The organism is Streptomyces sp. NRRL F-5755 (assembly GCF_001279365.1).
GTDB lineage: Bacteria > Actinomycetota > Actinomycetes > Streptomycetales > Streptomycetaceae > Streptomyces > Streptomyces rimosus.
In genome coordinates this window covers 25,731-37,969 of record NZ_LGCW01000294.1, presented here as the reverse complement: position 1 = coordinate 37,969, position 12,239 = coordinate 25,731, and the positions used below count along the sequence as shown (strand labels likewise).

Genomic DNA, 12,239 nt, shown 5'->3' with positions numbered 1-12,239 from the left:
GGTGGCCGCGGTGCCGGTGATCACCTCTCCCCAGGAGTTCAACACCGACGACCTGTACGTCGACCTGCGCCCGGTGCTGGGCACCGCACTGCACCTGAAGTGCGAGGGCTTCAACTTCGCCGGCTCCGTCAAGCTCAAGGCCGCCGCGGCCATGGTCGAGGCGGCCGAGCGCTCCGGCGCGCTGCGCGCGGGGTCGGTCCTGGTGGAGTCGTCGTCCGGGAACCTGGGCGTGGCGCTCGCCATGATTGCGGCGGACCGAGGCCACCGCTTCCTGTGCGTGACCGACGCGCGCTGCAACGTCGGCACCCGGCGCCTGATGGAGGCCATGGGCGCCGAGGTGCACACGGTCGACCGGCCCGACGAACAAGGCGGTTACCTCGGCGCACGGCTGCGGTACGTCCGCGAACGGTGCGCCTCCGACACCCGGTACGTCTGGCTGAACCAGTACACCAACCCGTACAACGCCCTCGCCCACCAGCACACCACCGCCCCCGCGATCGCCCGCCAGTTCCCGGACCTGGACGTGCTCTTCGTCGGCGCGGGCACCACCGGCACGCTGATGGGGTGCGCCCGCTTCTTCCGGCAGTGGACGCGCCCGGTGACCGTGGTGGCCGTGGACACGGCCGGTTCGGTGACCTTCGGCGGACCGCCGCGCACCCGTATGATCCCGGGGCTCGGCGCGGGCGTCCGGCCGCCGCAGCTCGACCCCTCCCTGGTGGACGACGTGGTGATCGTGCCGGAGCCCGAGACGGTACGGACCTGCCACCGGCTGGCCGCCGCCGGATTCCTGTTCGGCGGGTCCACCGGCACGGTCGTCGCCGGGGCCCGGCGCTGGCTGGCCGCCCACCGCTCCGGCGCCCCCGGCACGGCCGTGGCCATCTCACCCGACCTGGGCGAGCGCTACCTGGACACCATCTACCAGGAGTCGTGGGTACGGAACGTCTACGGGGACGTCCCGTACGAGGAGGACACGGAGGTCTCCGGGGGCCCGGCCGAGGACGGCTACGGGGCGCCGGAGGACGCGTGTGAACCGGCGCAACCATGCACGCTGGGCGCGGGGTCGGCGGCGCGGTGACCGCGCCGCCGCACGGCCACCGCACCCACCGCGCGCCCCTACGCGGGGGCGGACGCCCCGTCCGCCTCCGCGGCGGCGCGCTCGGTCAGCACCCGGCGGTCCACCTTGCCGTTGGCGTTGCGCGGCAGGGACGGCAGCCGGTACGCGGTCTCGATGATCGCGTACCGGGGGAGCTGCTGGGCGCAGTGCCGCTTGAGGCCGATGAGCGAGGGATCGTGACCGTCCGCGGCGACCACGTACGCCACGATGGCGGCGTCGATGCCGGTGCCGCGCACCACGGCGGCCGCCTCGGCGACCCCCTCGTGGCTCTGCAGAACGGCCTCCACCTCGCCCAGTTCCACGCGGTTGCCGCGCACCTTGACCATCGCGTCGCGGCGGCCGACGAACTGGAAGGTGCCGTCCTCCAGGACGAGCGCGATGTCACCGGTGGCGTACGTCCGGTCGGTGACCGGCGGGCGCCCCCAGTAGCCGAGCATCACGCTCGGCCCGGTGACGATCAGCTCGCCCTCCTCGCCGGGCCGGGCCGGCTGCCCGTCGGGCCGTACCGCGACGACGTGGTCCCCGCACACCGGGCCGCCGATCGGTACCGGCAGCAGCCGGTCGTCCGGAATGTCACCGACCTCGTATGCGGTGCAGACGGTGGTTTCCGTCGGACCGTAGAGATTCATGAACCGAATGTCCGGAAAATTCCGCCGGAGCTTCCGCAGCGGACCGATCGGAAAGGACTCACCGGCGAACAGCAGACAGCGCAGCGACGGCACCTCGGTCTCCAGCAGACCGCCGTGCCGCATCATCAGCATCAGGGCCGCCGGCACCGAATACCAGACGGTGATCGCATGGTCGACGAGGAACTGGACCAGGGCTTTGGCGTTGTATGCCGTCTCCGGCGGTACGAGATGCACGGAACCGCCGACGGAGAACGGGACGTAAACGTCGATCACCGTCATGTCGAAATGAAAAGGAGCGTGATTGGAATGGCGGTCGGCGGCCGTCGCGCCCTCCGCTTTCGCGGCCCATTCGACCCACGCCCACGCGCTGTTGTGACTGTGGCACACGCCCTTCGGCTCACCGGTGGAACCGGATGTGTAGAGGATGAAGGCGAGGTCGTCGTCGGTGATGTCCGGCTCCGGCACGTCCGGGCCGGGCCGCACCGGCCCCGCGGGCAGCCGGTCCCAGGCGCCGCCGTCGGGCCAGGCGGTCATGACGGGGGCCGTGACACCGCGCTCCGCCAGTGCGGCGGCCCGCTCCGGAGGGGCCGCCACCAGGGCCGGAGTGAAGTTGCCGACCAGCTTGGCCACGCGCGCCGGCGGTGCCTGCGGATCGAGCGGCACATACGCGGCGCCCAGCCGGAGGGTGGCCTCCATGACCGCGACGGCCGCCACCGACTTGTCGAGCCAGATGCCGACCCGGTCGCCCTCGCGCACCCCGCGGGCGGCCAGTTCGCGGGCGATCGTGTCCGCCCAGGCGTCCAGTTGCGCGTAATTCGCCGACCCGTCCGGACCGGAGACGGCCGGCGCGTCCGGAGTCCGCCGGGCCGCTTCCCGGACGAGCTGGTGCAGTTTCACAGTCGGGTCTCCATGTCTTCCTTGCCCGGCCCGCCCGGAAAGATCAAGTTCCTTGACAGTCAACCCGGCGGAACAGTAGCGTGATTTACCGTCAGGTGCAGCTCGCGGAGCCGCTCGGTGGGAGAATGCGGCGAAAATGCCGACGTATACCTGACATGAACTCTGGGGGAGATAAATGAAGGATAGCGAGACCCTTGACGCTGTCAAGGGATTCATCGAGGAGAACGTCCTCAAAGGCCAGGGCGCGGTCGAAGGCGACACCCCGCTGCTGGAATGGGGGATTCTCGACTCGCTCTCCGTGGCCCGGCTCGGCGCCTTTATCGAGAAGCGTTACGGCGTCGTCATGCCCGGCGACACCCCGCTCGCCGAGAAATTCCACAGCCTGGACAGCGTCGTGGCGTTCGTCGGCGAGCTGCGGGCCGCCGGATGACCGTACGACTGCCCCTGTCCGCGGCCCAGACCGGCGTCTGGGTCGCCCAGCAACTCGACCCGGACGACCGGTCCTTCAACATCGCCGAGTACTGCGACATCCAAGGCCCCGTCGACCGCACCCTCTTCGAGGCGGCGCTTCGCGAGGTGGTGGCCGCGACCCCGGCCCTGCGCGCCCGCTTCGGCCTCGGCGAGGAAGGGCTCTGCCAGGACATCGACGACACGGTGGACGTACCACTGGTCTACGAGGACGTCAGCGCCGCACCGGACCCGCGCGCCGCCGCCGAACGCCGGATGCGCCGGGATCTGGAGAGGACCTACGACCTCGCCACCGGACCGCTGTTCACCTGGGCCCTGTTCAAGGCGGGCCCCGAGCGTCACTTCTGGTACCGCGCCGCCCACCACGTCGTCGTGGACGGCTTCGGGCTCTCGCTCGTCGCCGCGCACGTCGCCGACGTCTACACATCGCTGGTCACCGGACGCCCGCGCCGCCCCCGCCCGCCCGGCACGCTCGCCGAGGCGGTCGCGGCGGACACCGCCTACCAGGAGTCGCCGGAGTTCGCGGCGGACCGCCGGTACTGGCTCGCGCGCATGGCGGACCAGACCGAGGTCGCGAGCCTCGCGGACCGGCAGCCGCCGCGTACCCGCTCCTACATCCGGCACAGCGGCCACCTCGGCCCCGGCGACGTGGACGCCCTGCGCGCCGCGGCCCGGCGCCTGGAGGCCACCTGGCCCGAGGTGGTGCTCGCCGCCGTCGCCGTACTGCTGCACCGTGCGACGGGCGTGCGCGACGTCGTCCTGGGCCTGCCGGTCACCGGCCGCACCGCCCCGATGCTCCGCCGCGTACCGGCCATGCTGACGAACACCGTGCCGCTGCGCGTCACGGTCACCCCGGAGCGCACATTCGCCGAGGTCGTCACCGAAGTCTCGGTACGGCTGGCGGAGGCCGTCGAGCACCAGCGCTACCCGCAGGAGCGGCTGGTGCGGGAGCTGCCCGGACTGCCCGAGGGCCGCAAGCAGTTCGGCCCCGACGTGAACATCATGTCCTTCGGCTTCGGCAACGGCTACGCGGGCCACCCGGCCACCGTCCACAACCTCGCCGCCGGGCCCGTCGAGGACCTGACCGTCAACGTGTACGACCGGCTGGACGGCCAGGGCCTCCAGATCTCCCTGGACGGCAACGACGCGCTGTACAGCCGTACGGAACTGGCCGGGCACCTCGACGCCTTCCTCGGCCTGCTGCGTTCGGTGCCGGATCTGCTGGACGGAGAAGCCGTCGGGCAGGGCGCCGCGCGCTGAACCCCCGGAAGGCCCGCACCGCTCGCGGCGGCGCGGGCCTTCCGGTGCGCGCTCGGCCCCCGTTACGCCAGGGCGCCCACCAGGCGCTCCACCGGCGTGGTGTCCCGGCCGACCAGGAAGTCCGGACGGCTCGGCCGGACGGGCGCGTTGCGCACCGAGTTGTACGTGATCAGCAGCACCGCGCGCCGGTCGTCCGAGAGGTTGTCGGTGGACGAGTGCACGATGCTCGGGTGGAAGGCGGTGATCGCGCCCGCCGGGCCGGTCATCCGCACCGGCGGGAAGTCCGCGGCGAGTTCACGCACCCGCGCGTCCGGCACGGTGTGCGTCAGCCGCGCCGACACATGCTCGTGCCAGTCGCGCCCGGTGACCGCCCGCGCCGCCTCCGGCGCCTCGATCAGGCCCAGACGGTGCGAGCCGGTGAGGACCGTCAGCGGGCCGTTGTGCTCGTGCACCTCGTCCAGGTTGATCGCGATGTTCACCGCGTCCGCCGCCGGCATGCCGTCCTCGTGCGCCCAGAACGCGAAGTCCTGGTGCCAGGGCCACTGCTGGCCCTCGCGCGGGCTCTTGATGTTCACCTTGAACTGGTACACGTACACCCGGTCACCGACCAGTTCCTCGGCCAGGTCCAGCAGCAGGGGATGCCGTACGAGCTGCGCGCACACGTCGTCGTAACCGTGGCAGCCGTGCAGCGCCCGCACCGTGTCACTGCCCGCTTCCTGCACCACTTCCGGCCGGTCGGTGCGGGAGATCGCCGCGATGCTGTCCCGCACCTTCTCCAGCGCTTCCGGAGCGAGCCGGTCCGGAACGGCGAGCCATCCGCTGCGTTCGTATTCCTCGCGTGCATTGCGCGGCACAGCGGTTCCCCGTGACATGTATGACGTCTCCTCTGTGAAGTGCCCTGCCCGCGAGAACCATTGGGCTTCAGGGCAGCGGCGTGGAATGCGGCGGCAGGCCGCGAAGAGAAGAACGGCGGCGCCGGGCCGTGTCATACGCCCGCGCCGGCAGGACGGCCGCCCGGACACACCGGCACGACCCCTTTTCCAGCCCCCGTTCGACGGGACCAGTTAACTCCAGTGGTGATCCACCGCGCAACCGTTGCCGGAAGCGGAACGGGGGGTTCGGGATGGCTGTGGGGAGGGGGTGCGATGTGCGCCGGGGGTGGGGTTCCGGGGGTGGGTGTGGGTGCTGTGCGGGTGCCGGCCGCACCCGCGGGCGTCCCGGCCGGCTGGGCCTCCGTCCCGTACGGCCGGCCCCTGGGCAACCAGTCCTGGGTCACGGGCGAGCTGCGGATCGGCGGGGCCGGCGTGACCCACGGCTACCGGGCCGCGCCCGAACTCAGGGCGAAACACTTTGTACACCACGGCAGGCGGCAGCGTCGCTGGGCAGAGGTGGGCGTTCCTCGACGGCTGCGGGCCCTTGGCCGGCGGAACCGGCAAGTGGCCTGTCCCGGCAGGGCCGCCGCACCCCCGTGGCGGCGGCCCTGCCCCGGTTCAGCGCAGCCGCGTCGCGGCGTACGCCTCGATGGCGGCCCGCTGGTAGGCAGCCAGGCCCGGCGCGATCGCCTCGTACGCCGCGTGCCAGTGCTCGTTCTCCACGCAGCAACGCCCGATCGCGCGGTACTCCTCGGCGGTGGCTGCCCGGCTCCGGGCCAACGTCCGGTATTGGGCGTCGATCTCGGCCTGCACCGCGTCGGCGTCGGCGGGCAGGCCGGTGGCCATCAACTCGGCCAGCCGGATCATCTGCGCCGTGCGCTCGCGCTCGTCGGCTTCGACCTCAGCCCTGCTCAACGTCGCGGTACGCCGCTCGACGGCCCCGACCAGCTCCGGGAATCCGTGCAGGGCCTTGATGCACTGGGCGGACCGGATGCCCTCGAACAGGTTCTCCGGCCGGCTGATGCTGATCATGTCTGTGCCGTCCTTCCTGGACTGCTCCAGTTCGGTGATCGTGCGGGCGACGGTGCCGGCCAGGGCATCCAGCCGGTCGCGCTCGGCGAGCAGCCGACGGTAGTGGCCCCGCAGAGCCTGCAGCTCGTCGACCTGCGCGGCCAGGATCCGGCCGATCTCGGGCAGTCCCAGGCCCAGCGCCCGCAGCACGAGAACCTGCTGCAGCCGCAGCAGTTGGCGCTCCTCGTAGTAGCGATGGCCGTTGGCCCCGGTCCAGGCCGGCGGCAGCAGGTCGATCTCGTCGTAGTGCCGTAGTGTCCGGGCCGTCACCCCCGACATCCGGGCGACCTCCGCGATCGGCCAGGCCATCGCCGCCTCCCTCACACGTGCCTCACCGGGCCGGAATCCCCGGCCCTGTTCAGGACGGTAGAGGTTTCCGCTGCGGCAGCTTCAAGCCCGGCTCTCGGACTGGGCGGCGGGGCGGCGCACGGCACGGTCGGGTGACAGGGCCCGGCGGGCCTCTGCTTCCAGGCGAGGCGCCGGCCGCCAGGTAATCAACGCCGGGACGCGTCCTTATGGATGACGCGGCAGGAAGCCGACCTACTGAGGGGCTGCCATGAGCACCGGAACGCAATGGGTAGCCACACCCGCCACGAAGAAGCTGCAGATCACGGTGGGCGTGTGCTCGATCGTCTTCACCATCGGCACCACCGTGCACAATTTCGTCATCATCAACAACGAGCTGGTGGAAATGATGATGCGAACCAGCGGAAGCGCCGATCCGGCGGCCTCCGCTCCCGGCTTCACCCTGTGGCTCCGGATCGTCGGTTGCCTTTACATTCTTGGCAACGCGGCAGGAATCCTGGCCCTGCGCACCCGGCCGCGCGCCCTGTGGTGGCTCGTGCTCGCCGTGAACTGCACGCAAGGACTCGGATTCTGGGTGATCCCGCCTTCAATGTGGGACGCCGCCACGGCCCTGTACGGCACCTGGGGAATCATCCCGAGCGCGGTGACGGACGGCGGCGCACTCCTCCTCACCGTGACCATGGTCCTCGCCATGCTGAAGTACCGTACGGCCTGGGCACAGCAGCGCACGGTCCTGACGGGCGTGCCGCAGGTGCGGGGCCCATCGAGCGTGACGCGAGGCGGACGGGGGTGAGGCGCGAACGGCTCTTCGGCGGAGCAGGTCCCTGTCGCAGTGACGGTGCGGCGAAGCCGGGGGCCGGGCTCGCTGCCACCTCGTTCCTCTTCCCCGGGAACGAGGCGGGGGCACTGGGGCGACGGCCCTTGGCGGAGGGGGCGTCGTCGGACGGATGAACGATTCGGGCTGTCGTCACCCGTCGGCCTCGCGACCGGTCGACCGTATGGCGGTACGACTGCGAGCTGTCCCGGAGGCGGCCACCGCGAGCGCGTCTGCCGCTCGGAAGCGGTCCTGCGTACGCGCCTCCACCTGCGGACGACACGTTCTGACCGCCGAATGAGCGAGCCGGCCAGCAGGACGCGGCGAAGCGGTAGCCCGGCCGACAGGCCCACAACCCGACCTCGACGCAGGCGAAGATGACTCTCACCAGTGCCCGAACACCCTTCCATTCCCGTCGTAATGAGCGCCGATCGAGCCGAGCGTAACCTCGGTGAAACGCTGGCCTCCACGAGCTCCGACCACCACGCCCTCGATGGCCGCTGCCGACGACCGCCACCTGCTGGCCCGGCTCAGGACACCAGGGGAAAGCGCCGACAAGGCCACCCGCTCATCGGGGCACCGTCGTCTCCCGTGCACCCGCCTTCCGTCAGTCCTCCGTCGAGCGCGCCACCTCAATCGCCCTCCCGCCCCCGGCCAGGCGCCCCCTGACCTGTCCCCATCCACCCGCAGCCGCCCGCACCGCCAGAAACCGCCCCTCCTCCAAGGCCCCCACCACCTCAACCCCCACAACCCCCCGACTCCCCGCCGCCAGCAGGTAGTCGTGCCCGGACTGAGCCCGCCAACGGGCGCTTGCCACGACCTGAGGCCCGTACCGGCTGCACGCCGCCGTTGCGCGTTCCCGGGCCACCACCCGCCCCGCCACCCCCGGCGCCGTCAACAGCACGGTCACCTCGCCCGGTCCGCGCCAGGTGTCCGCCCGGACGCACGACCACACGGCGCGTCCGCCGTCCTCGGGGAGGGGCTGGTCGGCGAAGTCCCATACGTTGACCGTTTGTACGCCGTCGGGGAGTTCCGGGAGGCGGCAGGCCGTGCGGGACCAGCTCCGTAGGGCTGCCTCGCTGATTGCCTCGCGCGGTTGCCACGTCGGAGTGTCGCCGCCCGGTGGGGGAGTGTGGGTGAGGTGGACGGGTGCTGGGCCGCCGAGGTCGGTGATGAGGAAGGTGTTCTTCTCCGCGATGCGGGCGGATGTGCGGAGTTGGAGGGTCGGCCATGAGCCGCAGGACCCGGCCGCCACCGGGCTGGGTACCGGCTCGGTCACGCCTTCCGCCGAGACCCGCAACCGCCGCGCGGGGGCGTCGGGCCGCAGCAGGTCGCGGGTTTGTGCCTCGGCGATCCACGGGGCGGTCAGGTAGCGGGCCGCGCCGTGCGGGCGGGTGACGACGAGTGCGGCGGCCGTGGTCATGTCGCTGCTGTCCGTACGGGCGAAGGCGAGGGTGGCGTGGCCGCCGGGGGAGAGGGGTTCGGTGTACCGGATGGTGCGGAGGCCGTCGTGGAAGATCACTACGGCGCTGCCGTCGGCCTCGCCCGCGTACAGGAGTTGTGTGCCGGGCGGGGGAGGGCCGGTGAAGGTGCCGGGCGTACGGGTGATGTGCGTGCCGCGTGAGGGGTTGGTCCAGGTTGCCAGGGCGCGGGTGAGCAAGTGGCGGTCGTCGGTGCGTCCGCCGCGGGGCGGCCAGGCGGTGAAGTCCACGCGCGCGGTGTCGGCCCACTCCTCGCGGGGCGCCCGTACCAGGTCCTCGGGGGCGACCGTAGCGGTGCCGACGGCCGGGCGCGGGGGCCGCTGTCCCGTCGGGGCGCCGGTGGCGGCCAGCACCACGGCGCCGACCGCCACCACTGCCGCGACCGCCCAGGCGAGGCGGAACCGGTGCCTGCGGCGCAGCAGGTCCGTGGGCCGGGTCTGTACCGCGCAGGCGTTGAACTCGGCGGAGCGCAGCAGGGTTTGGGCGGCAGCGACGGCCGGGGCGTCGAGCTGCCGCGCGATCCGTAGGGCGCGGTCCGGGCGGCGCGCCCCGGACGCGCAGAGCAGTGCCCGGACCTGCGTCTCGGGCAGCCCGTCCGCGCGGCACAGCACGAACGCCGCGCGCACGTCGGCGGAGAGCCCGGAGAGCGCCTGCCCCAACGCGATCTCCTCCCGGCCGCCCGCCCGCGGGAACAGCCGCAGCCCCCACACCAGCGGCAGCGTGGGCCGCAAGGCACGCGGTGGCGGCAGGCTCGCCGGCCACCACCGCGGACGCCGCTCGTACGCCAGCGCCGCGCGCAGCACCCGTTCCCGTACCCACGCCGACCCGTGCCGCTCCGTCCCCAGGCGCTGCGCCGGCACCCGGGGGACCGCCTTGCGCTGCCGGAACCCGGGCAGCGCGCGCTGCACGAGACCGTGGGCGGTGAGGACCTTGCGGTGTCTGCTGAGCGTGGGCGGAAGCGTCAGGTAGGCGAGCCGGACCAGGTCGGGGTACTGCTCGACGAGGCCGGCCTCGGCTTCGTCGAGCGTGATCCGTTCACGGCCGTCCGGGGAGCGGTGGCGGGACGTGACCATGGACTGGGGCGCCTCCAAAGGCTGACTGCGGTACGGGCGTCGCTTCCCTCCTTCAAACGAGTGAATGGTGCCGGGGTCACCGTGACATTCGGGGGCGCTCAGAGTCCCAGTTCGGCGAGGCGGCGGCTGACGCGTAGGTCCGTCGACACGACGGGCGCACCGGTGCGGACCCACGGGTCCCCGCCGAAGACCCGGGTGAAGACGCGTTCGGCGGTGCGGGCCGCCAGGGCCTGGGTGGTCAGGGTCGGGTTCGGGCCGCCGAGGGAGTTCGCGAGGGCCGAGTTGTCGGCGACGTACAGCCGGTCGACCGCGCGGCTGCGGCAGTCGGCGTCCAGCACCGAGGTGCGCGGGTCCAGGCCCGTACGCAGGGACGACTGCACGTGCAGCGGTACGGGGAACATGTCGACGCGCAGCACCGTACGGGCCCCCGCGCCCCGCAGCAGCGCGGTCGCCTTGCGGGCCAGGAACTCGCGGTTGCGCCAGGTGACGCCGGTCGCCGCGCCCGCCTCGGTGTGGATACGGGTCACGAACGCGTCGGTGATCAGCTCGGCGGCCCGGCCGCCGGGGGACCATACGTCGGCGGTCAGCGCCATCGGTACGTAGCTGTTGTCCGTCGAGCGCTTGGCGAACTGGTTGCGCGGCGCGCGGACCGGCTGCATACAGCCCTGCGAGCAATGGCCGCAGAACGTACAGCCGGTGGACCGGGGGAAGATCAGCAGGCGGGGGTCGGCGGTGCGTCCGGCGTGGCCGCCCGGCTGCAGAATGGCGTTCTGCTGCGGACGGTAGGAATCGCCGGTGGTGGTCAGGGCCGTCTGCACGGGAATGCCGAGCGTTTCGCACCCCTGGAAATAGACTTCTTCCTTGGTGCCCATCGCAGCCGTTTGGACGGGCAGGGTGGCCTCCACCCACTCGTAGTACGGCACCAGTTCGGCGTAGGGGAACGGGAAGCGGTGGCGGGTGTCGTACGCGCCGGCGTCCGGGCCGGAATAACCGGAGAACGCGCCCGGATAGGCGCGCGGGGAATTGGCGAAGTAATGCTGTGTCGTGCCGCCGACGCCGGAGAGCTGCATGACAAAGGAACTCTGCGGGGTCTCACGGAACCACGCGCTCTTCGCCCGGTCCGCAGGGCCGAAGCGGAAGAACCCGGTGAGCGGGTGATTGGCGTCGTTCTCGTAATGCGTCCATTCCTCGCGGGGATGGGCGTGCCGGGGACCGGCCTCCAGCAGCAGGACATCCAGCCCGCGCTCCGCCAGTTCCTTGGCGACCACCGGGCCGCCGCCGCCCGCGCCGACGACGATGACATCACGCACGTCCGACGGCCTCCTTACGGCCCTGGTAGTAGCCCTTGAAGTCGTCGAGCCCGTCGGCCCGGCCGTCGTAGCCGGTGAGCCGCCACCCCACGGGCAGCGCCGTGATGTCGCGCCGCGCGGCGTCCCATACGGCATGCTCGGTGAAGCAGCCGAAGGCGGCGAGGGACAGCAGGCCGCTGCCCAGGTACTTCAGCAGGCCGGACACGGAGCCGCGCAGCGGTTGCGGGAGGTGGGTGTCCAGCAGGGCGACGAGGTCGGAGTCGGTGTGCTCCAGCAGCTCGAAGGCCCGGGCCTTGTCGCGGTAGGACAGCCGGGAGAACGGCGACAGGAAGGGGCCGCCCGCCGCCGGATTCACCTGCGCGGCGAGGAGGCCGAGCAGCACGGCCGCGACGAGGGACAGAGGGATCTTCTCGTCCCCGCGCAGCAGCAGGCGCAGCGCGGCGTCCAACCGCCCCAGCTCCGACGGAAGGTGGCGGGGCAGCTCGATCCCCGCCTCTGCCGTGGCCGTCACCAGCGCCATGGTCAGTGGCCGGGCCACCTCCTGCGGGAACGGTACGAACCGGTCGAGCGAGGCCGCGACGAGTTCACCGGCCTCGGCGGCGACCCCGCCGGCCCGGCCGCGCGGCGTGCCCTGCGCGCGCGAGTACGCGTCGTCGCCGGGCAGCGCGAAGGCGGCGAGACCGCGGAAGGTGTCCAGGGCCAGCCGCGCGAGCACCGGCCGCACCAGGCCGAGCAGTTCCTCCACACCCGGCGCCGGCGCGGCGGCGGCCCGGTCGTGACCGCCGGCGAGTCCCGCTCCGGCGGCGCCGAGGACACCCGTACGGACCAGGAAGACGCGCCGCGGCAACGGCGGGGAGGACAGGGGCGGGGGCTCGGTCATGGGGCGGCTCCGTCCGGTCCAGGGGCCCGTGCCCGGGCCGTCGACACTGAACAACGCGGTCGGC

Annotated in this window: 10 protein-coding genes; 4 read left to right on the top strand and 6 right to left on the bottom strand. The window is 72.4% G+C overall.

Annotated elements, in window-relative coordinates; all coding sequences use genetic code 11:
* Positions 1-10: 10 nt before the first annotated feature.
* Entirely contained in the window at positions 11-1,075 is a 1,065-nt protein-coding gene (gene sbnA, locus ADK86_RS31440; protein ID WP_078952383.1) for a 2,3-diaminopropionate biosynthesis protein SbnA, read from the top strand.
* Positions 1,076-1,113: 38 nt separating this feature from the next.
* On the opposite strand, the gene ADK86_RS31435 is transcribed toward sbnA, so the two are convergent.
* A complete protein-coding gene (locus tag ADK86_RS31435) occupies positions 1,114-2,640 on the bottom strand; it encodes an amino acid adenylation domain-containing protein (protein WP_053699647.1) in 1,527 nt (508 codons plus the stop codon).
* Positions 2,641-2,815: 175 nt separating this feature from the next.
* Here ADK86_RS31435 and ADK86_RS31430 point away from each other — a divergent pair, with 175 nt between their 5' ends.
* Both ADK86_RS31430 and ADK86_RS31425 read left to right on the top strand, forming a co-directional pair.
* Complete coding sequence (locus ADK86_RS31430) at positions 2,816-3,070, top strand: acyl carrier protein (RefSeq protein WP_003981364.1); 255 nt, start codon at positions 2,816-2,818, stop codon at positions 3,068-3,070.
* Positions 3,067-4,368, top strand: coding sequence for a condensation domain-containing protein (locus ADK86_RS31425; protein WP_053699646.1), 1,302 nt, complete (start codon positions 3,067-3,069; stop codon positions 4,366-4,368). The genes ADK86_RS31430 and ADK86_RS31425 overlap by 4 nt, the downstream gene beginning before the upstream one ends.
* A gap of 62 nt (positions 4,369-4,430) precedes the next feature.
* Here the strand turns inward: ADK86_RS31425 and ADK86_RS31420 are convergent, their stop codons facing one another.
* Together ADK86_RS31420 and ADK86_RS31415 are read right to left on the bottom strand one after the other, a co-directional pair.
* Positions 4,431-5,222, bottom strand: coding sequence for a phytanoyl-CoA dioxygenase family protein (locus ADK86_RS31420; RefSeq protein ID WP_234346111.1), 792 nt, complete (start codon positions 5,220-5,222; stop codon positions 4,431-4,433).
* A 636-nt stretch (positions 5,223-5,858) separates the two neighbouring features.
* Positions 5,859-6,620, bottom strand: coding sequence for a MerR family transcriptional regulator (locus tag ADK86_RS31415; protein WP_053699644.1), 762 nt, complete (start codon positions 6,618-6,620; stop codon positions 5,859-5,861).
* A 247-nt stretch (positions 6,621-6,867) separates the two neighbouring features.
* On the opposite strand from ADK86_RS31415, the gene ADK86_RS31410 reads away from it, so the two are divergent.
* Positions 6,868-7,410: a hypothetical protein gene (locus ADK86_RS31410; protein ID WP_053699643.1), complete on the top strand. Its 543-nt coding sequence runs from the start codon at positions 6,868-6,870 to the stop codon at positions 7,408-7,410.
* Positions 7,411-8,038: 628 nt separating this feature from the next.
* On the opposite strand, the gene ADK86_RS45315 is transcribed toward ADK86_RS31410, so the two are convergent.
* From ADK86_RS45315 to ADK86_RS31395, 3 genes are all read right to left on the bottom strand, one after another.
* Positions 8,039-9,985, bottom strand: coding sequence for a hypothetical protein (locus ADK86_RS45315; protein ID WP_053699660.1), 1,947 nt, complete (start codon positions 9,983-9,985; stop codon positions 8,039-8,041).
* Between the two features lie 98 nt (positions 9,986-10,083).
* Entirely contained in the window at positions 10,084-11,295 is a 1,212-nt protein-coding gene (locus tag ADK86_RS31400; protein ID WP_053699642.1) for a GMC oxidoreductase, read from the bottom strand.
* Entirely contained in the window at positions 11,288-12,175 is an 888-nt protein-coding gene (locus tag ADK86_RS31395; protein ID WP_053699641.1) for a hypothetical protein, read from the bottom strand. Before ADK86_RS31395 ends, ADK86_RS31400 begins: the two co-directional genes overlap by 8 nt.
* Positions 12,176-12,239: the final 64 nt, after the last annotated feature.